Annotated in this window: 14 protein-coding genes; 7 read left to right on the forward strand and 7 right to left on the reverse strand. The window is 62.2% G+C overall.

Going from position 1 to position 22342, the window contains the following annotated elements; translation table 11 throughout:
• Positions 1–70: 70 nt before the first annotated feature.
• A complete protein-coding gene (gene smc / locus AD665_RS20795; RefSeq protein ID WP_053193506.1) occupies positions 71–3559 on the reverse strand; it encodes a chromosome segregation protein SMC in 3489 nt (1162 codons plus the stop codon).
• A gap of 2 nt (positions 3560–3561) precedes the next feature.
• Complete coding sequence (locus AD665_RS20800; protein ID WP_024776771.1) at positions 3562–4221, reverse strand: GntR family transcriptional regulator; 660 nt, start codon at positions 4219–4221, stop codon at positions 3562–3564.
• Between the two features lie 346 nt (positions 4222–4567).
• On the opposite strand from AD665_RS20800, the gene xdhA reads away from it, so the two are divergent.
• The 4 genes from xdhA to guaD all read left to right on the forward strand — a co-directional run bounded on the left by xdhA (position 4568) and on the right by guaD (position 10693).
• Positions 4568–6022: a xanthine dehydrogenase small subunit gene (gene xdhA, locus AD665_RS20810; protein WP_053193509.1), complete on the forward strand. Its 1455-nt coding sequence runs from the start codon at positions 4568–4570 to the stop codon at positions 6020–6022.
• The gene (gene xdhB / locus AD665_RS20815) at positions 6015–8411 is read left to right on the forward strand and encodes a xanthine dehydrogenase molybdopterin binding subunit (RefSeq protein ID WP_053193512.1); all 2397 of its coding nucleotides are present in this window, start codon (positions 6015–6017) and stop codon (positions 8409–8411) included. The genes xdhA and xdhB overlap by 8 nt, the downstream gene beginning before the upstream one ends.
• Before the next feature lie 126 nt (positions 8412–8537).
• Positions 8538–9380: a xanthine dehydrogenase accessory protein XdhC gene (xdhC, locus tag AD665_RS20820; RefSeq protein ID WP_053193681.1), complete on the forward strand. Its 843-nt coding sequence runs from the start codon at positions 8538–8540 to the stop codon at positions 9378–9380.
• Positions 9381–9388: 8 nt separating this feature from the next.
• On the forward strand, positions 9389–10693 hold the full coding sequence (gene guaD / locus AD665_RS20825; RefSeq protein WP_024776766.1) for a guanine deaminase: 1305 nt from the start codon (positions 9389–9391) through the stop codon (positions 10691–10693).
• Between the two features lie 105 nt (positions 10694–10798).
• Here guaD and AD665_RS20830 read toward each other — a convergent pair whose 3' ends face one another.
• The gene (locus AD665_RS20830) at positions 10799–11563 is read right to left on the reverse strand and encodes a GntR family transcriptional regulator (protein ID WP_024776765.1); all 765 of its coding nucleotides are present in this window, start codon (positions 11561–11563) and stop codon (positions 10799–10801) included.
• A 333-nt stretch (positions 11564–11896) separates the two neighbouring features.
• Here AD665_RS20830 and AD665_RS20835 point away from each other — a divergent pair, with 333 nt between their 5' ends.
• Positions 11897–13087, forward strand: coding sequence for a benzoate/H(+) symporter BenE family transporter (locus AD665_RS20835; protein WP_053193516.1), 1191 nt, complete (start codon positions 11897–11899; stop codon positions 13085–13087).
• A gap of 146 nt (positions 13088–13233) precedes the next feature.
• Here AD665_RS20835 and AD665_RS20840 read toward each other — a convergent pair whose 3' ends face one another.
• The gene (locus AD665_RS20840; RefSeq protein ID WP_024776763.1) at positions 13234–13578 is read right to left on the reverse strand and encodes a YggL family protein; all 345 of its coding nucleotides are present in this window, start codon (positions 13576–13578) and stop codon (positions 13234–13236) included.
• 232 nt (positions 13579–13810) lie between these two features.
• On the opposite strand from AD665_RS20840, the gene dacB reads away from it, so the two are divergent.
• Positions 13811–15277, forward strand: coding sequence for a D-alanyl-D-alanine carboxypeptidase/D-alanyl-D-alanine endopeptidase (gene dacB / locus AD665_RS20845; RefSeq protein ID WP_024776762.1), 1467 nt, complete (start codon positions 13811–13813; stop codon positions 15275–15277).
• 229 nt (positions 15278–15506) lie between these two features.
• On the opposite strand, the gene AD665_RS20850 is transcribed toward dacB, so the two are convergent.
• Together AD665_RS20850 and rlmKL are read right to left on the reverse strand one after the other, a co-directional pair.
• Positions 15507–17891 (reverse strand): sensor domain-containing diguanylate cyclase, encoded by a 2385-nt coding sequence (locus AD665_RS20850; RefSeq protein WP_053193518.1) that lies wholly within the window; start codon positions 17889–17891, stop codon positions 15507–15509.
• A 141-nt stretch (positions 17892–18032) separates the two neighbouring features.
• On the reverse strand, positions 18033–20318 hold the full coding sequence (gene rlmKL, locus AD665_RS20855) for a bifunctional 23S rRNA (guanine(2069)-N(7))-methyltransferase RlmK/23S rRNA (guanine(2445)-N(2))-methyltransferase RlmL (RefSeq protein WP_024776760.1): 2286 nt from the start codon (positions 20316–20318) through the stop codon (positions 18033–18035).
• A gap of 533 nt (positions 20319–20851) precedes the next feature.
• On the opposite strand from rlmKL, the gene rmf reads away from it, so the two are divergent.
• A complete protein-coding gene (gene rmf, locus AD665_RS27090) occupies positions 20852–21067 on the forward strand; it encodes a ribosome modulation factor (protein WP_003223300.1) in 216 nt (71 codons plus the stop codon).
• 199 nt (positions 21068–21266) lie between these two features.
• Here rmf and AD665_RS20860 read toward each other — a convergent pair whose 3' ends face one another.
• Positions 21267–22286 (reverse strand): quinone-dependent dihydroorotate dehydrogenase, encoded by a 1020-nt coding sequence (locus AD665_RS20860; RefSeq protein WP_024776759.1) that lies wholly within the window; start codon positions 22284–22286, stop codon positions 21267–21269.
• Positions 22287–22342: the final 56 nt, after the last annotated feature.

A 22342-nucleotide genomic window follows, 5' to 3' on the forward strand; every position in this document is an offset into this window, starting at 1 on the left:
ACAGCAGCTTCAAGCTTCAAGCCGAAGCTGCATCGCTTGCAGCTTGCCACTTGAAGCTCGCCGCTCGCCGCTAGGCATCCACCATTGCCATCGCCTCCTCGACATCCACCGCCACCAACCGCGAACAGCCCGGCTCGTGCATCGTCACCCCCATCAACTGATCGGCCATTTCCATGGCGATCTTGTTATGGGTGATGTAGATGAACTGCACCGTTTCAGACATTTCCTTTACCAGACGCGCGTAACGGCCCACGTTCGCGTCGTCCAGCGGTGCATCGACTTCGTCGAGCATGCAGAACGGCGCCGGATTCAACTTGAAGATGGCAAATACCAGGGCCAATGCGGTCAGCGCCTTTTCGCCACCGGAGAGCAGATGAATGGTGCTGTTCTTCTTTCCGGGAGGCCGCGCCATGATCGTCACCCCAGTATCGAGTAGATCTTCGCCCGTCAGTTCCAAGTAAGCGCTGCCGCCACCGAAAACTTTTGGGAAAAGCGCCTGCAAACCGCCATTGATCTGATCAAAGGTATCCTTGAAGCGGTTGCGGGTTTCCTTGTCGATCTTGCGAATGACGTTTTCCAGGGTTTCCAGCGCTTCCACCAGGTCAGCGTCCTGGGCGTCGAGGTAGCGCTTGCGCTCGGACTGTTGCTCGTATTCGTCGATGGCCGCCAGGTTGATCGCGCCCAGGCGCTGGATCCGCGCAGCAATGCGCTCCAGCTCCTCCTCGGCGTCTTTCTCGTTAGCCCCGGCCACCAGGGTAGCGAGCACGCCGTTGAGGTCGTAGCCGTCCTCCAGCAGTTGGTCCTGCAAGGCCTTGCGGCGCACGGTCAGGGCCTGCCACTCCAGGCGTTGCTGCTCCATCTGGCCGCGAATCAGCTGGGATTGCTGCTCGGCCTGGCTACGGCGCTTCTCGGCATCGCGCAGTTCGCGGTCGGCGTCCTCCAGGGCGATCTGCGCCGTCTTGAGCTCTTCATCGACACTCATCCGCTTGTCGAGCAGTTCCTCGAGTTTGAGGCGCAACTCTTCCAGCGGCGCCTCGCCCTCTTCCAGGTTCAGGCTCAACTGTTCGCGTTTTTCGGTCAGCCGTTCGGACTGCATTTCCAAACGCTCGAGAGCCTGGCGCGTGGAATCGTACTGCGCCTTGAGCGAACCCAGGCGCACCGCCAACTGATGGGCATGATCCTTGTGCTGACGCGCTTCCTGGCGCACCCGGTCAAGGCGTTCGCGCAGGCTGTCGCGCTGGGCCAGCAACAGTTCACGCTGCTCAGTGTCCAGCGCCATGGCATCGAGGGCTTCCTGCAGTTGCAGGCGCGCCTCGCCGATCTGTTCGTGCTCCAGTGCCCGTTGCTCGCCCAGCTCGGCGATCTCTTCTTCCAGACGAGTACGACGCAAGGCCAACTGCTCGGCCTTGGCCTTGCCGGCCGAGAGCTGTGCCTTGAGCTCGCCCTGCTGGCGCGCCTCGTCCTGCAGCAGCCGGCGCAGGTGTTCGCGGCCGTTTTCCTGTTGACGCTGCTGCGCCCGCAGATTCTGCAACTCGGTTTCCAGGGCTTCGACACTGGCTTCGCGCTCGTCGCGCTCGGCGCCCAAACGCTGGATTTCCTGGCCCCGGGCGAGCATGCCGCTCTCGGCTTCGCTGGCCCGACGCACCCGCAGGAAATGCCGGCCGATCCAATAGCCGTCGCGACTGATCAGGCTCTCGCCCGCCGCCAGTTGCCCGCGCAACGCCAGAGCCTGTTCGAGGTTTTCCACCGGCCTGACCTGCCCCAGCCAAGGCGCCAGATCGACCTTGGCCTCGACTTTGTCCAGCAGGCTGCCCGGCATCCGCACGCCGTCACTGGCCGGGCTGAGCAGGCGCAGATCGCCTTGGGTGAACCCCGAGAGGTCGAAGCCGGCGAAATCATCCACCAGCACCGCTTGCAGATCGGCGCCCAGCACGGTTTCCACCGCCAGCTCCCAGCCGGCGTCGACCTTCAGCCCTTCGGCCAGCCGCGGGCGATCGGCCAGATGCTGGTCGCGCAACCATTCGGCGGCGCCGGTGCCCGGGTCCAGCGCGGCTTGCTGCAAGGCTTCCAGCGAGGCCAGACGCCCGTTGAGCCGTTGCAGCTCGCCCTGGGCCTGCTGCTGATTCTGAAGGGCCAGTTGCAAGGCCTGGCGCAGTTGTTCGAGCCGCTCGACCTGGGCGTCTTCGCTGGCCTGCAAATCTTCGAGGGTGGCTTCGCTGGCGGCCAATTGCTCGCTCAGGTCCAGGATCGCCGCGTCTTCCGGGTCTGCCGCAAGCAACGCACGCTCTTCGGCCAGGCGACGCTGACGCTCGGCCAGGCGCTCCATGCTGGTTTCCAACTGCTGGATGCGCGACTGCTGGACCTCGGCCTGACGCCGCGGCTCGGCGGAAGTCAGGTTGAACCGGTCCCATTGCTCCTGCCAGCCGTGCATGGTCAGTTCGGCTTCTTCCAGGGCCGCGGCAGCCTCTTCGGCAGCGGCACTGGTGATTTCCTGCTCTGGCGTGAGCCGCTCCAGCTCTTCGCCAAGAGTCAGCAGCAAAGTGCGGTCGTGCCCCAAATGAGACTCGGTTTCCAGGCGCGCGCGCTCGGCTTCCTTCAAGTCATCCTGCAACTGGCGCAGTCGTTGCTGACCGTGCTGGATACTCTGCTCGACCCTGGCGATGTCGCCACCAACCGAATAGAAGCGCCCCTGCACCAGATTGAAACGCTCGGACAATTCGTGGTGCCCGTCACGCAAGCGCTCGATGGCGGCATCGGCGTTGCGCTGTTCGGCCACCAGGGCTTCGAAGCTGACCTCCTGATTGCCGATGATCGCTTCGCGCTGACCGACCTGCTCGTTCAATGCCTGCCAGCGCAGGGCCGAGAGCTGGGCCTTGAGCTGACGCTCCTCACCTTTGTATTCCTGGTATTTGCGCGCGGCCTCGGACTGGCGGTGCAGGCGTTCGAGCTGACGGTCGAGTTCTTCGCGCAGGTCGGTCAGGCGAGCCAGGTTTTCGTGGGTGCGACGGATTCGGTTCTCCGTCTCGCGCCGGCGCTCCTTGTACTTGGAGATGCCGGCGGCCTCTTCGATGAAGTTGCGCAGGTCTTCAGGCTTGGCCTCGATCAGCTTGGAGATCATGCCCTGTTCGATGATCGAGTAGCTGCGCGGCCCCAGGCCGGTGCCGAGGAAGATGTCGGTGATGTCGCGACGCCGGCATTTGGCGCCGTTGAGGAAGTAACTGTTCTGGCTGTCGCGGGTCACCTTGCGGCGGATGGAGATTTCCGCGTAGGCCGCGTATTCGCCGATCAAGGTACCGTCGGAGTTATCGAACACCAGCTCGATGCTCGCCTGACTGACCGGCTTGCGGCTGGTGGAGCCGTTGAAGATGACGTCGGTCATCGATTCGCCGCGCAGGTTCTTGGCCGAACTCTCGCCCATCACCCAGCGCACGGCGTCAATGATGTTCGACTTGCCGCAACCGTTGGGCCCCACCACAGCCGCCATGTTGCTGGGGAAGTTCACCGTGGTCGGGTCGACGAAGGACTTGAACCCCGCCAGCTTGATGCACTTGAGGCGCACGTTCAGGCCTTCGTCAGGGCGGCAACCACCAGATCGCAACTGCGCTGACAGTAAGCCATCAGCACAATGCGAATCTGCGGCAGATCACGGGCCAGCACCGCGACGAGCAAGCGTTGGAACAGGTCGAGAAACTCGCTCATCTCGGCTTTGCGCTGTTCCAGGGCCAGGAAGTAGGCGCGGCTCATGGCCGGCTGCAGGTTCTCGACGGTTTCCTGCAAGTACGGGTTATTGGCAAACGGATAGGCCGCGCGCATCACACTGAAGCTCTCGTCGACGAACATGCGGATGTCCTGGCGCTCGAAGGCCTCCTTGAGGCGCTGCTGGATCTGCAGGAACGGCGCCATGTCGGCCGAATCCCGCCAACCATGGGCCACGGCGTTGCCCAGCAGGATGTACAGCTCGCTCATGAGCGTACAGAGGCTGCGCACGTTATGTTCGGTGAGTTCGGTGACGTGGGCGCCACGGCGCGGCAGGATGGCGATCAGATGACGTCGCTCCAGGATCAGCAAGGCCTCGCGGACCGAGCCGCGGCTGACGTTGAGCGCCAGCGTGACCTTTTGCTCCTGGATGCGCTCTCCCGGCTTCATTTCACCGCGAATGATGCGTTCGGCGAGATGGTGGGCGATTTGCTCGGCGAGGCTGTCCGGGGCCTTGAACGTCATGGTTGTCCTTCAAACTCTTCGATCTGCACAAGCGGCGCAGTGTAGCGCACTCGATAAGGCATGGCGCAGGGCCTGTATGGGGTTTTTGGCACGTTTCAAGCAAAAAAAGGTTCTGTGGGAACCGAGTTTGCTCGCAATGGCCATGCCGGCCTCCATCCCTGTTGAATGTGCCACCGCCATCGCGAGCAAGCTCGGCTCCCACAAGGTTCTACAGTGTCTATAGAACGTTGCTCATCGACAAACCGGATTTTCCTGACCTTTAAGTCAGAAAAACGTTGACCGAAAAGTCAGACCTGCTAAATTCGGCCTACGTCGATACAACAATAATGAATCTGCGAGGCCTTCCGTGATCCAGTTTTTACTCAACCAGGAACTCCGTAGCGAGCACACCCTGGACCCGAACCTGACCGTGCTCAACTATCTGCGCGAGCATGCTGGTAAATCCGGCACCAAAGAGGGTTGTGCCAGCGGCGACTGCGGTGCCTGCACCGTGGTGGTGGGCGAATTGGACATGGATGAAAGCGGCCGCTCGCGCATTCGCTATCGCAGCCTCAATGCGTGCCTGACCTTCGTCTCGTCCCTGCACGGCAAGCAGTTGATCAGCGTCGAAGACCTCAAGCACCAGGGCCGGTTGCACAGCGTCCAGCAGGCGATGGTCGATTGCCACGGCTCGCAATGCGGCTTCTGCACACCGGGTTTCGTCATGTCACTGTTTGCCCTGCAAAAGAACAGCGATCAACCTGACGCCCACAAGGCCCATGAAGCGCTGGCCGGCAATCTGTGTCGCTGCACCGGCTACCGGCCGATCCTGGCTGCCGCCGAACAGGCCTGCTGCGGCAAGCAACCCGACCAGTTCGACACCCGCGAGGCCGAGACTATCGCTCGCCTCAAAGCCATCGCTCCCAAGGAAACCGGCGAGCTCAACTGTGGCGATAAACGTTGCCTGGTGCCGCTGACCGTGGCCGATCTGGCCGATCTCTACGACGCCTATCCTCAGGCGCGCCTGCTGGCCGGCGGCACCGATCTGGCCCTGGAAGTCACCCAGTTCCACCGCACCCTGCCGGTGATGATCTACGTGGGTAACGTCGCTGAACTCAAGCGCATCGAGCGCTTCGACGATCGCCTGGAAATCGGCGCCGCCACCGCGCTTTCCGATTGCTATGAGGCGCTCAAAGCCGAGTACCCGGACTTCGGTGAGCTGTTGCAGCGCTTCGCCTCGTTGCAGATCCGCAACCAGGGCACCCTGGGCGGCAACATCGGCAATGCCTCGCCCATCGGTGACTCGCCACCTCTGCTGATCGCCCTTGGCGCGCAGATCGTGCTGTGCAAGGGCCAGGTCCGTCGCACCCTGGCGCTGGAGGATTACTTCATCGAATACCGGGTCACCGCCCGCCAGGAAAGCGAATTCATCGAAAAAATCATCGTGCCACGGGCCAGCGCCGAGCAGGCGTTCCGTGCCTACAAGGTGTCCAAGCGACTGGACGATGACATCTCCGCAGTGTGCGCCGCATTCAACCTGCGCATCGACAATGGCGTGGTCCGCGATGCCCGCGTGGCCTTCGGCGGCATGGCCGCCATTCCCAAGCGTGCCAAGCATTGTGAAGCCGCATTGATCGGCGCGCAGTGGAACGACAGTACCCTGGAGCGCGCCTGCGCCGCCCTGGCCGAAGATTTCACGCCGCTGTCGGACTTCCGCGCCAGCAAGGAATATCGCCTGCTCGGCGCCCGCAACCTGCTGCGCAAATACTTCATCGAACTGCAAACGCCGCACATCGAGACTCGGGTGACCGCTTATGTCTAACCATCACACCGTAGAAAAGACCCAGGCCGAACTGGCCGAGATGTTCGCCCGCGACCTGACCACTGGCGTCGGCCGTAGCGTCAAGCATGACAGCGCCGCCAAGCATGTGACCGGTGAAGCGCAGTACATCGATGACCGTCTCGAATTCCCTAACCAACTGCACGTCTACGCGCGACTGTCGGACCGCGCCCACGCCCGGATCCTGCGCATCGATACCACGCCCTGCTACGCCTTCGAAGGCGTGCGCATCGCCATTACCCACGAAGACATCCCGGGCCTCAAGGACATCGGCCCATTGTTGCCTGGCGATCCGCTGCTGGCGATTGACGATGTGCAGTTCGTCGGCCAGCCGGTATTGGCCGTTGCCGCCAGGGACCTGGAAACTGCACGCAACGCGGCGATGGCCGCGATCATCGAATATGAAGACCTGGAGCCGGTGCTGGACGTGGTCGAAGCCCTGCGCAAACGGCATTTCGTGCTCGACAGCCATACCCATCAACGCGGCGATTCAGCCACCGCACTGGCGAGTGCCGAACATCGCATCCAGGGCTCGCTGCACATCGGCGGCCAAGAGCACTTTTATCTGGAAACCCAGATCTCCTCGGTGATGCCCACCGAAGACGGCGGAATGATTGTCTACTGCTCCACCCAGAACCCCACCGAAGTGCAGAAACTGGTGGCTGAGGTGCTGGGCGTGTCGATGAACAAGGTCGTGGTGGACATGCGCCGCATGGGTGGCGGCTTTGGCGGCAAGGAAACCCAGGCTGCCAGCCCGGCCTGCCTGTGCGCGGTGATCGCGCACCTCACCGGCCAGCCGACCAAGATGCGCCTGCCCCGGGTCGAAGACATGCTGATGACCGGCAAGCGTCATCCTTTCTACATCGAATACGACGTGGGCTTCGACAGCCGCGGACGCCTGCACGGCATCGCCCTGGAACTGGCCGGCAACTGCGGCTGCTCGCCGGACCTGTCGGCGTCGATTGTCGATCGAGCGATGTTCCATGCCGACAACGCCTATTACCTGGGCGACGCGACCATCAACGGCCACCGCTGCAAGACCAACACCGCGTCGAACACCGCTTACCGTGGCTTCGGCGGCCCGCAGGGGATGGTCGCCATCGAAGAAGTCATGGACGCCATTGCCCGGCATCTGGGGCTCGATCCGCTGGCGGTGCGCAAGGTCAACTACTACGGCAAGACCGAACGCAACGTCACCCACTACTACCAGACCGTCGAGCACAACATGCTCGAGGAAATGACCGCCGAGCTGGAAGAAAGCAGCCAGTACGCCGAACGGCGCGAAGCGATCCGTCGCTACAACGCAGGCAGCCCGATCCTGAAAAAGGGCCTGGCGCTGACGCCGGTCAAGTTCGGCATCTCGTTCACCGCCAGCTTCCTCAACCAGGCAGGTGCCTTGATCCACGTCTACACCGACGGCAGCATCCACCTGAACCATGGCGGCACCGAAATGGGCCAGGGGCTCAACACCAAGGTTGCGCAGGTGGTGGCCGAGGTGTTCCAAGTGGAAATGGACCGGGTGCAGATCACCGCGACCAACACCGACAAAGTACCGAACACCTCTCCTACCGCGGCCTCCAGCGGCGCCGACCTGAACGGCAAAGCCGCGCAGAATGCCGCCGAAACCATCAAGCGGCGCCTGGTGGAGTTCGCCGCACGACAGTACAAGGTCAGTGAAGAAGACGTGGAGTTCCACAACGGCCATGTGCGGGTGCGCGATCACATCCTGACGTTCGAAGCGCTGGTGCAACAGGCGTACTTTGCCCAAGTCTCGTTGTCGAGCACCGGATTCTACAAGACCCCGAAGATCTACTACGACCGCAGCCAGGCCCGTGGCCGGCCGTTCTACTACTACGCCTATGGTGCGGCGTGTGCAGAGGTGATCGTCGATACCCTCACCGGCGAATACAAGATGCTGCGCACCGACATCCTCCACGACGTCGGCGCCTCGCTGAACCCGGCCATCGATACCGGACAGGTCGAGGGCGGATTCATCCAGGGCATGGGCTGGCTGACCATGGAAGAGCTGGTGTGGAACGACAAGGGCAAGCTGATGACCAACGGCCCGGCCAGCTACAAGATCCCGGCCGTGGCCGACATGCCACTGGACCTGCGGGTCAAGCTGGTGGAGAACCGCAAGAACCCCGAAGACACAGTGTTCCATTCCAAGGCCGTGGGCGAGCCGCCGTTCATGCTCGGCATCGCCGCGTGGTGTGCGATCAAGGATGCCGTGGCGAGCCTGGGAGATTACCGACACCAGCCGAAAATCGACGCCCCGGCGACACCGGAACGGGTGTTGTGGGGCTGTGAGCAGATGCGCGGGTTGAAGGTGAAAGCGGTAGAGCCTGAAACCGAGATGGCTTCGCTCTAGACCGCGGCGCGGATATCGCGAGCAAGCTCGGCTCCCACAAGGGGTCTCAGAGTTAACAGAGTTCCTGTGGGAGCCGAGCTTGCTCGCGATGAGGCCGGGACAGACAAAAGAGATGTCGAGGTGAACATGTACAACTGGATCAGCGCCCTCGCCGACCTGCAAACCCGCGGTGAACCCTGCGTGCTGGTGACGATCATCGAAGAACTCGGCTCGACCCCGCGCAACGCCGGTTCGAAGATGGTCATCAGCGCCAGCCAGACGTTCGACACCATCGGTGGCGGGCACCTGGAATACAAGGCCATGGAGATCGCCCGGCAAATGCTCGCCAGCGGCCAGCAGGGCACGCATCTGGAGCGCTTCAGCCTAGGTGCCAGTCTGGGCCAGTGCTGTGGCGGCGTGACCGTATTGCTGTTCGAGCCCATGGGTCAGGTGCAGGCGCAGATTGCCGTGTTCGGCGCCGGTCATGTCGGCCGGGCCCTGGTGCCACTGCTGGCGAGCCTGCCTTGTCGGGTGCGCTGGATCGACTCGCGGGAAGCCGAGTTCCCTGAACAATTGCCCCATGGCGTACAGAAAATCGTCAGCGAAGACCCGCTGGACGAGGTCGATGAATTGCCCGCCGGCAGCTACTGCATCGTCATGACCCACAACCATCAGCTCGATCTGGAGCTGAGCGCGGCGATCCTAAAGCGCAACGACTTCGCCTACTTCGGCCTGATCGGCTCGAAGACCAAGCGGGTCAAGTTCGAACACCGCCTGCGCGATCGCGGATTCGACAGCGGCACCTTGCAACGCATGCGTTGCCCGATGGGCATTGGCGAAGTCAAAGGCAAGCTGCCTGTGGAAATCGCCATCTCCATCGCCGGTGAAATCATCGCCACCTATAACGCGGATTTCGGCCAGCACACCGCCCGCGCCGAACCCATTGCCAAGCTGCTGCCGGCCTCGCGTCGCAGCCAAGCCAAATCTTGAGATTGCCCATGCCCACGACACGCAAAGCCTACCGCGCCGCCCTGCTCCACAGCCTCGCCGACCCGGCCGAAGTCGGCCTCGAAGCCTCTTATGAATATTTCGAGGACGGCCTGCTGGTGGTGGAAAACGGCCAGATCAGCGCCCTTGGCCACGCCAATGACCTGCTGCCGAGCCTGGCGGCGGACATCGAAATCGCCCATTACCCGGACGCGCTGATTACCCCCGGCTTCATCGACACCCACATCCATCTGCCGCAGACCGGCATGGTGGGCGCCTATGGCGAACAACTGCTGGACTGGCTCAACACCTACACCTTCCCCTGTGAACGCCAGTTCGCCGACCCGGCCCACGCCGAAGCCGTCGCCGATATCTTCATCAAAGAGTTGCTGCGCAACGGCACCACCACGGCCCTGGTGTTTGGCAGTGTGCACCCACAGTCGGTGAACGCCTTTTTCGAGGCAGCCGAGAAACTCGACCTGCGGATGATCGCCGGTAAAGTGATGATGGATCGCAACGCTCCGGACTACCTGACTGACACCGCCGAATCCAGCTACACCGAGAGCAAGGCGCTGATCGAGCGCTGGCACGGCAAGGGCCGCCTGCACTACGCCGTGACCCCGCGCTTCGCCCCTACCAGCACACCCGAACAGTTGGCGCTGGCCGGCCAGTTGCTGGGGGAGTACCCGGACCTGTACATGCAGACCCACATCAGTGAAAACCTGCAGGAAGTGCAATGGGTCAAGGCGCTGTTTCCCGAGCGCAAGGGCTATCTGGACGTCTACGATCACTACCGGTTGCTCGGCGAACGTTCGGTGTTCGCCCACGGTGTGCACCTGTGCGACGAAGAGTGTGCACGCCTGGCCGAAACCGGTTCGGCCATCGCGTTCTGCCCGACCTCGAACCTGTTCCTGGGCAGCGGGCTGTTCAACCTGCCGATGGCCGAGAAGCACAAGGTGAACGTGGGGTTAGGCACGGACGTCGGCGGCGGCACCAGTTTTTCGCTGTTGCAGACCCTGAACGAAGCCTACAAAGTGATGCAGTTGCAGGGCGCGCGGCTGAGCCCGTTCAAATCGCTGTACCTGGCCACCCTCGGCGGCGCCCGGGCCCTGCGCCTGGAAGACCGTATCGGCACCTTGCAGCCGGGCACCGATGCTGACTTCCTGGTGCTGGACTACAACGCTACGCCATTGTTGAGCTATCGCCTGAAGCAGGCCCGGGACATTGCCGAGATATTGTTCGTGTTGATGACGCTGGGGGATGACCGAACGGTGGCGCAGACCTTTGCGGCGGGGCGGTTGGTGCATCAACGCTAGACCGCTATCGCGAGCAGGTTCGCTCCCACAGGGGATTTATGGCGCTCTGTGGGAGCGAGCCTGCTCGCGATGAAGGCGACTCGGTATGACTGCCTCAGCAGACCATCAAAGCTTGGCCGTCGACCGCCCAGGCTTCTTGCTCTGCAACAGGTGCGAAAACACCGCGTGCAGATCGTCCGACGCACCCTCTTCGTCTAGGTTGAGCTTGCTGTCGATGTGGTCCATGTGGTGCATCATCAGGTCCACCGCCAGCGTCGCATCGCGCGCCTCGATGGCGTCGATCAACTGGGTGTGCTCGTCATAGGAGCAATGGGAACGGTTGCCGCTTTCGTATTGGGCAATGATCAGCGAAGTCTGGGACACCAGGCTGCGCTGGAAGCTGATCAGCGGTGCATTCCTCGCCGCTTCGGCCAGCTTGAGATGGAACTCACCCGACAGGCGGATGCCGGCGCCACGGTCGCCACGGGAGAAACTGTCGCGTTCGTCGCTGACCATCTGCCGCAACTCGGCAAGCTGCTCGGCGGTAGCGTGCTGCACCGCCAGCTCGGTGATCGCCCGTTCCACCAGGCGCCGGGCCATGAACACCTGGCGAGCCTCTTCGACACTCGGGCTGGCAACGACCGCGCCGCGATTAGGCCGCAACAACACCACGCCCTCGTGGGCCAGGCGCGACAGCGCACGACGGATGATGGTGCGGCTGACTCCGAAAATCTCCCCCAGCGCCTCTTCGCTCAACTTTGTACCCGGCGCCAGGCGCTGTTCGAGGATAGCCTCGAAGATATGTGCATAGACGATATCGTCCTGGGTTCCGCTGCGGCCGGCTTTGCCTGCTCGCGGTTGTTTCTTGAGGGGCTGCAACTGTTCGTTCATGGGCACTCGGGTCGGGAGAACTGCGGCGAATTGACCGTGACTGTAATACGGCACAGCGGGTCGCTGGCAAGTATCGCGTAAAAAACACGGCGATTGTACACAACCTCTGATGGCAACACGACTGTACGGCTGTTTACGGGCTTGGCTGTATTGCAATTGCCCACTGGGTTGAGTTTAGGCTTAAACCCTCAATCTGTGACACCTGTGGCAACTGTGGGAGCATGGTTTGCTCGCGATGAAGCTGACGCGGTGAGCCTTGAAACCCAGGCACCGTCATCGCGGGCAAGCCTTGCTCCTACAAGTACATAATCTATCCAAGGACCCCCGCCCACCATGACCGAAGTCACGACTGCGCCACTTCGCCCATTGGCCGACACCTCGCCCTCAGCCATTGTTGCCGGGTTCATCGCCATGATGACCGGCTATACCAGCTCCCTGGTGCTGATGTTCCAGGCCGGCCAGGCGGCGGGGCTGACCAGCGGGCAGATTTCGTCGTGGATCTGGGCGATCTCCATTGGCATGGCGGTATGTTCCATCGGCCTGTCGTTACGCTACCGCACGCCGGTCACCATCGCCTGGTCGACGCCCGGTGCGGCACTGCTGATTACCAGCCTGGGCGGCGTGAGCTATGGCGAGGCCATCGGTGCCTATATCACCTGCGCGATACTGGTGACGATCTGCGGGCTGACGGGCAGCTTCGAGCGCCTGGTCAAGCGCATTCCGGCGTCGCTGGCGGCGGCATTGCTGGCCGGCATCCTGTTCAAGATCGGCAGCGAGATTTTCGTCGCCACCCAGCATCGCACCGGCCTGGTGCTGGGCATGTTCTTCACCTACCTGATCGTCAAGCGCCTGTCGCCTCGCTATGCCGTGCTGGCGGCGCTACTGATCGGCACCGCGCTGTCAGGCCTGATGGGCCTGCTGGACTTCAGCGGCTTCGCCCTTGAAGTCGCGACACCGCTCTGGACCACGCCACACTTCTCCCTGGCGGCCACCATCAGCATCGGCATTCCGCTGTTCGTCGTGGCGATGACCTCCCAGAATATGCCCGGCATCGCCGTGCTCAGGGCAGATGGCTACAACGTACCGGCCTCCCCCCTGATCACCAGCACAGGTATCGCCTCGCTGCTGCTGGCACCGTTCGGCTCCCATGGCATCAACCTGGCGGCCATCAGCGCCGCCATCTGCACGGGGCCCCATGCCCACGAGGACCGCAACAAGCGCTACACGGCGGCGGTCTGGTGCGGGATCTTCTACGGGATTGCCGGGGTGTTCGGCGCCACACTGGCGGCGTTGTTCGCGGCGTTGCCCAAGGAACTGGTGCTGTCCATCGCGGCACTGGCGCTGTTCGGGTCGATCATCAATGGCTTGAGCATCGCCATGAGCGAAGCCAGGGAACGGGAAGCGGCGCTGATCACCTTCATGGTCACGGCGTCGGGCCTGACGCTGTTTTCTGTCGGTTCGGCGTTCTGGGGGATTGTGGCGGGGGTGCTGACCTTGCTGATTCTTAATTGGCGTAAAGCCTAAAGCTTCGCGAGCAGGCTCGCTCCCACAGGGAAACGCGATCCAATTGTGGGAGCGAGCCTGCTCGCGATAGCGGCCTGAAGATCAACCAAAAACCCAATCACCAGGCAAAAAAAACCGGCGCCCAATCGGGCCGCCGGTTCAGGACATCACGCCTTGGCGTTGATCGGCATGTCCGGGTGCCACACGTCGATCAGCGGGCTGACGGTCATGTTGGTCAGTTCGCTACGGCCCTTGAGCCAGGCTTCAACGGCAGCACGTTGTTCTTCGGAAACCGAGCCACGCTTCTGCAGGCAAACCAGACCGTAGTCGTCACCGCCGACATAGCCCAGACCGTTGGCTTCCATGGCTTCTTTCAGGAAAGCGTCGAGGAAAGCGTCAATCGCCTCATCGTCCAGATCTTCTTTGAGATCCAGGTTCAGTTCGAACCCCAGCTCCTGAAATTCATCCACACACAGCTTTTTGCGCAGACGCCGGGAACGGTTAGTCGCCATTGGAACAATCCTCATAAGTAATAACGGCCGGCACTTTACCAGTTTGGTGCAACGATTGCCCGGTTGATCGGGCATATCGGCCTACCGTCGGTAAAAAATTGCCTCACGAAAGCCTCAGGCACGGCACATGCCGTTGCGCGTTGGGGCATAATGCCGACACTTTCTTGACCGTTGAGGACGTTCATTTTCATGTCCTCGTTTTTCTCCCCTCGCCCGTAGGGTTTTATTACCAATGATCAAATCTTTGCGTCCACTGCTTCTGGCCAGCCTTCTTCTTCCCCTGGCCCTCCCTGCTTCTACCAGCGCCGCTACGATCAACACTGCCCTGTCGCCCAATGTGCAGAAGGCCCTCAAGACCAGCAAGCTGCAAGACAACGCGCTGTCCCTGGTAATGGTGCCGCTCAATGGCCCAGGCACCCCGACCATCTACAACGCCGACGTCTCGGTGAACCCGGCTTCCACCATGAAGCTGGTGACCACCTACGCCGCCCTGGAAATGCTCGGCCCCAATCACCAGTGGAAGACCGAGTTCTACACCGATGGCACCCTCAGCGGCGGGATCCTCAACGGCAACCTCTACCTCAAGGGCGGCGGCGACCCCAAGCTGAACATGGAAAAACTCTGGCTGCTGATGCGCGACTTGAGGGCCAACGGCGTACAGCAGGTCACCGGCGACCTGGTGCTCGACCGCGGTTTCTTCATCCAGCCGCAATTGCCGGAGTTCAACGACGACGGCAACGACGAAAACAAGCCTTTCCTGGTCAAGCCCGACTCCCTGCTGGTCAACCTCAAGGCGTTGCGCTTCGTTGCCCGCAATGATGGCGGCCGGGTACTGGTGTCGGTGGAGCCACCGATTGCCAGCATTCATATCGACAACCAGGTCAAGGCAGTCAACTCCAAGCAATGCGCCGGCGGCGTGCGCTACAACCCGGTGCCCCAGCCGGACGGCAGCGTGGCCGTGACCGTCGGCGGGCAGCTGGGCGATGGCTGCAGCTCCCAGACCTACCTGTCGCTGCTGGACCACGCCACTTATACCGCCGGTGCGGTGCGGGCGATCTGGAAAGAACTGGGCGGCAGCATCCAGGGCAAGGACCGTCTGGCCTCGACCCCGAGCAACGCCAAAGTGCTGGCCCGGGCGTTCTCGCCAGACCTGGCGGAGATCATCCGCGACATCAACAAATACAGTAACAACACCATGGCCCAGCAATTGTTCCTGAGCCTTGGCGCGCAGTTCCGCAACGAAGCCGACGGTGACGACGCCAAGGCTGCGCAACGGGTCGTGCGCCAATGGCTGGCCAAGAAAGGCATCACCGCACCGCACCTGGTGATGGAGAACGGCTCCGGCCTGTCCCGCGCCGAACGGGTCAGCGCGCGCGAAATGGCAGCAATGCTGCAGGCCGCCTGGCGCAGCCCCTACGCGGCCGAGTACATCAGTTCGATGCCGATTGTCGGCACCGACGGCACCATGCGCAAACGCCTCAAGACCACGGCCATGGCCGGCGAAGCCCACATCAAGACCGGCACCCTGAACACCGTGCGTGCCATTGCCGGGTTCAGCCGTGACGTCAACGGCAACACCTGGGCGGTGGTGGCGATCCTCAACGATCCGAAGCCATGGGGCGCTTCGTCGGTGCTGGACCAGGTCCTGCTGGACCTGTACCGCCAGCCGAAACTGCCGCAGACGGCTTCGGCGCTCTGATCCAAGCTTGCTCGCGATAGCCGCCATTCAACTGGCATGCGTGGGGCTGAGCTGACGCTATCGCGAGCAGGCTCGCTCCCACAGGGGTCTGATGGGGTGCATGGGTCTGTGTCCGCCGGGGTCCGGGTGGGAGCGAGCCTGCTCGCGATGACGGTGGATCAGTCCAAACAGCCGTCAACCGACACGCCCGCTATCGCGACAAGCTCGCTCCCACTTGTTCACCGGTCGTTTACCCCACCTGCATCTCGACCCGATCCCGCCCGGCCTGCTTGGCCACGTAAACACCCGAGTCAGCCCGCAACAGCAGGGCATCCGCGCCCTCCCCGACACGCCAGCTGGCAATACCGAAGCTGGCGGTGACAACGCCCACATCTTCGATCTCCGCCCCGCGCAGTCCCTCCCACAGCCCAATGGCCAAGGCATGGGCGCTTTCGCCGTCGGTGTCGGGACACAGCACCACGAACTCTTCCCCGCCCAACCGACAAAAGACATCGGTACGCCGCAGGCGCTGGGTGACACGCTGGCAAACCGCCTGCAACACCCGGTCACCCACCGCATGGCCGTGCTGGTCATTGATACGCTTGAAGTGATCGATGTCGAGCATGATGACCGACAGCTCCCCGGAGCCGCGCTCGACCCGTATCATTTCCGAACTCAAGCGCTCCTGGAAATAACGCCGATTGCGGATACCGGTCAAGGCATCGGTCACGGAGAGCGCCCGCAATTCCTCTTCCACTCGCTTGAGATCGGAAATATCGGAGACATAGCCGTGCCACAACACGCCACCGCCCGGCAGTTGCTCGGGCGTCGCCTCGCCACGCACCCAGCGCAGGCCGCGCCGTGGCAGTTGCACCCGATACTCTTCGCGCCATGGGCTCAGGGTGTCGGCCGAGGCCCGGATCGACGCACGGACCCGCGCGTTGTCCAGCGGATGGATACGGGAGAAGACGGTCTCCGCGTTCTGGACCAAGACACTGGGCTCCAGTTCGTAGATGTCACGAATGCCATCGCTGGCATAGATCACACTGAAGCGGCCGTTGAAATCCATTTTGAACTGGTAGATGCCGCCTGGCACGTGGGCACTGAGCTTTTTCAACAGCAAGTCCCGGGCCGCCAGGGCCTCGTGGACGCGCTTGCGTTCGGTGATGTCGATGCAGATCGCCAGGTGTCCGACCCAGAGCCCCTGATCGTCGAGCACCGGCGTGGCCAGCATATTCACGGTCAAGTGACTGCCGTCATGCCGTACCAGGGTCCACTCCCGGGCCTGCTGGCCACCCGCCTCGCCCCCCTCCAGCAGCATCGCGTGACAGGTAGGAATTGGCTTGCCGAACCGGGCGCCAAGCTCTGCGGCCCGGGCCTGGAGTTCCCGGGGCACGTGGAGGCTCTCGAGGGTCATGCTCTGCAGGACTTCGCAGCTCTGGTAGCCCAGCATCTGTTCGGCGCCGGCATTGAACGTGGTGATGACGCCACGCAGATCCGTGGCGATGATCGCAACCTGGGTCGCGGCGTCCAGCACACCGCGCAACTGGCCGTGGGTGCCCCGTAGTTCCTGCTCCCGGGCGCGCAGCTCCTGGGTACGTTGCTCCACCAGTGTCAGGGCCCGTTGGCGCTGGCTGACCAGGACGTAGAGCAAGGCACTGAGCAGGAAACTGAGCAAACCGCCCAATACCACCAGGCTCGCCATCGTGGAATGGTTGGTCGACAGGAACATGCGGCTGGGCCGTAACTCTACCCGGTAGTCACGATCCGCCAGGCGCAACACGCGGATCGCTGCCAGGTCACTGTCCCCCGGCGGCTCGGGAGAATCGAACAGCACCTCCTCCTGGTCGGCCTCGGACAGGTCCAGGACACGCATCGAAAGATTGTCATGACTGACCGAAGGCAGACCATCGCCCACCAGTTGGCGCATGCTGATGGCCGCTACCACGTAACCGAAAGGCTCCGTTGACAGGGCCCGGGTGACCGGCGCCACCAATAACACGCCACGGACAAAGGCCGGGGCGCTCCCCACCAGGTCCAGCGGCTGCGATACCGCCAGGCTGTTCTGGCGACGAGCCCGCTCGAGCACGGCGCGACGCAATGGATGGGAAAGCAGATCGAAACCCAGCGTTGACTCTTGGGAAGCCTGGCACTGCACATAGAGGATCGGCGCGTACTCGTCCCGTTCCGCGGCCCGCCGCAAACCGCCGGAACCGTCGGTTTCACGAATGATGAACGGGTTGATTCGCCTGTTCCGTTCCCGCTGTTCGAAGGCCTGACGCTCGTCACGGAGCACTCGTGGCACCCAGGCAAAGGCCTGGGTACGCCGCAACAACGGTTCGGCGTAGCCGTGGAATTCCTTTTCGGAAACCGCCGCCGAATTGGCAAAGAAACGCCTCAGACTGTCGAGACGCTGCTCCTGCTCCTGGAACCTTTCCTCGATACGACTGAAGCGCTCCTCGGCTTGCAACTCGAAGCGCTGGCGAAGTTGCTGATTGAACAGGCTCATCATCGCCCAGCTCAGCAAACCAGTCAGGAGCGCGCCGGCCAGGAAGACCAGTGAAGCCACCAGCCAGGCCGATACATCTTCGCTGATAAAGCCCAGGATCCTGGGACGCACCGGATGCAATGCCATAGGACACAACTCGAAAAGGGGCAGGCGTCGGTACAGGCCTGGCCACAGCCTCAGTTATAGCTATTAGCCATCACTTTGACCAGTCCTAAAATCGGCTGGAAGCCTTGATTTACAAGGCTTCGTGGATCCAATCCGGAATTCTCAACGAGCCATGATTTTCCAGGCGCGGTGGATTTTGCTGTTGCGGGCAAAGTCGGGATCGATGGTTGCGGCGGTTATTTCTTCCACCGCGTAGCGCTCGCCGAGGTTCTCCTCAAGCTGGAACTTGCGGAAATTGTTGGAGAAATACAACACGCCCCCCGGCGCCAGGCGAGCCATGGCCAAGTCCAGTAACTGGACGTGATCGCGCTGCACATCGAACACGCCCTCCATGCGCTTGGAGTTGGAGAAAGTCGGCGGGTCGATGAAAATCAGGTCGTATTCGTCACGGCTGGCTTCAAGCCAGGCCATCACGTCGCCCTGCTCCAGACGGTTCTTGTCCGAAAAACCATTGAGCGACAGGTTACGTCGCGCCCAGTCCAGGTAGGTTTTCGACAGGTCGACGCTGGTGGTGCTCCGGGCTCCCCCTTTGGCGGCATGGACGCTGGCGGTCGCGGTGTAGCAGAACAGGTTGAGGAAGCGCTTGCCGGTCGCCTCTTTCTGGATCCGCAGGCGCATCGGCCGGTGATCGAGGAACAGCCCAGTGTCCAGGTAGTCGGTGAGGTTGACCAGCAGCTTCACGCCACCTTCATTGACCTCGGTGAACTTGCCTTGGGCACTCTGGCGCTCGTATTGCTTGGTGCCGCTCTGGCGCTCACGACGCTTGATCACCACGTGGCTCTTGTCGACATTCAGCGCCTGGGGAATGGCCGCCAGGGCATCGAACAGCCGGGCCGAGGCCTTTTCCGGGTCGATGGATTTTGGCGCGGCATATTCCTGCACGTGTACCCAATCGTGATAGAGGTCGATCGCCATGGAGTATTCCGGCATGTCGGCGTCATAGACCCGATAGCAGTCCACGCCTTCGCGCTTGACCCATTTTCCCAGTTGCTTGAGATTCTTTTGCAGGCGATTGGCGAACATCTGCCCGCCTTCGCTCAAACGCGCCTGCTCGACTACAGGCGCGGGGGCGGGGGTCGGCTTGATCGGGTTGCCATTCTTGTTGTACTGGCGCTCTTGCGGTACCTGGGGCGCCTGATCCTGCTCTTCCTGGTCAAGGCGGGCCTGCTCGCGCTCGGCCTGACGCTGTTCCGGCGTACGACGCTCGCCGGTGACGAACTGGTCCGGCAGCACCTTGATCAGCAGCAGTTTGCACGGCAAGGCACCGTTCCAGAAAGAATATTGCTTGTGGCTGCGAATGCCCATGCGCTTGCCCAGGTCCGGCGCGCCGGTGAACACCGCCGCCTCCCAGTTCAGGCACGCCTGGCGCAGGCGTTCGCCGAGGTTCTGGTAGAGGTAAAGCAGGCTGGCCTCATCACCCAGGCGTTCGCCATACGGTGGGTTGCAGATCACCAGGCCTTTCTGGTTCTGGTCGGGACGTGGCTCGAATGTGGCGACTTCGCCTTGATAGATCTTGATCCACTCGCTCAGGCCGGCACGCTCGACGTTGTTGCGACCTGGCTGGATCAGCCGTGGGTCGGCTTCATAGCCGCGAATCCACAGAGGTGGCTTGGCCAACCCGGCGGCGGCGCGGGCGGTGGCTTCTTCGTGGAGCTTCTTCCACAGCGCCGGCACATGGCCCAGCCACGCGGTGAAGCCCCACTGCTGACGACGCAGGTTCGGCGCCATGTCGGTGGCAATCATGCCCGCTTCCACCAGAAAGGTGCCGACGCCGCACATCGGGTCGGCCAGGGCGCCGCCTTCAGCGGCAATGCGCGGCCAGCCGGCACGGATCAGGATGGCGGCGGCGAGGTTCTCCTTCAGCGGCGCGGCACCTTGCTGCAGGCGATAACCACGCTGGTGCAGGCTGTGACCGGACAGGTCCAGGGAGAGGATCGCTTCACCGCGATCCAGGCGCAGGTGAATACGCAGGTCCGGGTTGAGCTTGTCGATGGATGGCCGTTCGCCGGAGGGCGTACGCAGCTTGTCGACGATGGCATCCTTGACCTTCAAGGCACCGAAGTGGGTATTGTCGATGCCCGAGCCATGGCCGCTGAACTCTACCGCCAGGGTACCATCGGCCAGCATGTGGTCCTGCCAGTCGACGTCCAGCACGCCGTGGTACAGGTCCTCGGCGTTTTTCATCGGAAAACGCTTGAGAACCAGCAGCACGCGGTTGGCCAGGCGCGACCACAGGCACAGGCGATAGGCCGTCTCCATGTCGGCCATGCCGCGAACGGCAGAGGTGTGCTCGCGCGCCTCTTCAAGGCCAAGCCCGATGGCTTCCTCGAGAAGCAGGCCTTCGAGGCCCTTGGGGCAGGTGAGGAAGAGTTCGAAACGATCGGACATGGGGAGTTCCAGAGCCTTTGGCTAAGTGGACCGGGGCAACGCATTGCCGGGTCAGGTTCAATCAGGTGCTTTTCTCAAGAGCACCCGGTGGCACGAAGGTGTGCCGTTCCACCCTCGCCGCTCAGGTTAAAAGAGCTTAGATGCAGGGGCAGATAAAAAATTCGGTGTAACAAATAGTGAAAAACTCGCCCCTTTCGTCGAATAGTACCCGAGTGCAACAGGGGGACATTCTCATCCAAAAAAAGACCACGCCTTTCAGCGCAGGGCCGATCATACAGGGGTCTTGCTCAAAAGCGGACGCCGAACACTCTGTTACTTATCGCCCTAACATCTTTAATGTTACGTGCTTATGACAAAACGATCATTCCATCCATGTGACGCTTTGGTTAGAACTCAACACAGGTTGACGCCACAACGGCGCCAACACCTTGGCTCGTCACGCCGGCAACGAGCCACCAACGGCAGAATGATTCTGCCCCGGCCTCAACAGAGGCCGACGCGAAGTAACAGTCAACAAGTGAGGGCAATACCCTATGAGAAGACTTAAGCGTGATCCGTTGGAAAGAGCATTTTTACGCGGTTACCAATATGGTGTTGGTGGTAAATCCCGTGAGCTTTGCCCCTTTACTCTACCGTCGGTACGTCAAGCCTGGATCAATGGCTGGCGAGAAGGACGCGGCGACAACTGGGACGGTATGACCGGCACTGCGGGTATCCACAGACTCAACGAACTTCACGCCGTCGGCTGACACAGGGCTCAATACTCAGGAACTCGACAATTTCGATCCACACAACGATTTAACCACGCGCGTCCCATCCGGACGGCGGGCTCCGGCCCAGGGGCTCCTTCGAGGAGCCCTTTTTAATGCCCATCGGAAACCAGTTGCGAACACTGTTGTGGCGAGGGGATTTATCCCCTCGCCACAGAAGTATCTGCCAGTTGCGAAATCAGCCCAACGCCGCAATCGCATCCACCGACTCGCGAATCAGCGCCGGCCCCTTGTAGATGAAGCCCGAGTAAATCTGCACCAGGCTCGCCCCTGCGGTGATCTTCTCGGCGGCATGCCGTCCTTCGGTGATCCCACCGGCTGCGATGATCGGCAAGCGTCCCGCCAACTCCCCGGCCAGCACCTTTACGGTGTGAGTGCTCTTGTCACGCACCGGCGCACCGGACAACCCGCCCGCTTCGTCACCGTGCTCCAGCCCTTCGACCCCTTCGCGGCCCAGTGTGGTGTTGGTGGCGATCACCGCGTCCATGCCGGTCTCGACCAGGGCCTGGGCCACCTGGGCGGTTTCTTCGTCGGTCATGTCCGGCGCGATCTTGATAGCCAACGGAACATGCCGGCCATGGATCACCGCCAGCTCAGCCCGGCGCCGGGCCAGATCGGCCAGCAGTTGCTTGAGGGAGTCACCGAACTGCAGGCTACGCAGCCCCGGGGTGTTCGGGGAGCTGACGTTGACAGTGACATAGCTGGCGTGAGCGTAGACCTTGTCCAGGCAGATCAGGTAGTCGTCGACGGCACGCTCCACCGGCGTGTCGAAGTTCTTGCCGATGTTGATGCCCAACACGCCCTTGTACTTGGCGGCAGCCACGCGGGTCAGCAGATGGTCGACGCCGAGGTTGTTGAAACCCATGCGGTTGATGATCGCCTCGGCCTGCGGCAGGCGAAACAGCCGTGGCTTGGGGTTGCCTGGTTGTGGCCGTGGCGTGACGGTGCCGATCTCCACGAAGCCGAAACCCAATTGTGCGAAGCCATCGATGGCCGCGCCGTTCTTGTCCAGGCCCGCTGCCAGCCCGACCGGATTGGGGAATTGCAGGCCCATCACATTCACCGGCAACGTTGCAGGTGCCTTGCACAACAGACCATTGAGGCCCAAACGTCCGCCCGCGCCGATCAGGTCCAGGGACAGATCGTGGGAGGTTTCCGGGGAGAGTTTGAACAGCAGTTCACGGGCCAGGGTGTACATGGGCGGCTTTGACTCGGGCGACGAAATGAGGCGGCGATTATAGCCGCGCAACCGCG

The organism is Pseudomonas corrugata (assembly GCF_001269905.1).
Classification (GTDB): Bacteria; Pseudomonadota; Gammaproteobacteria; order Pseudomonadales; family Pseudomonadaceae; genus Aquipseudomonas; species Aquipseudomonas corrugata.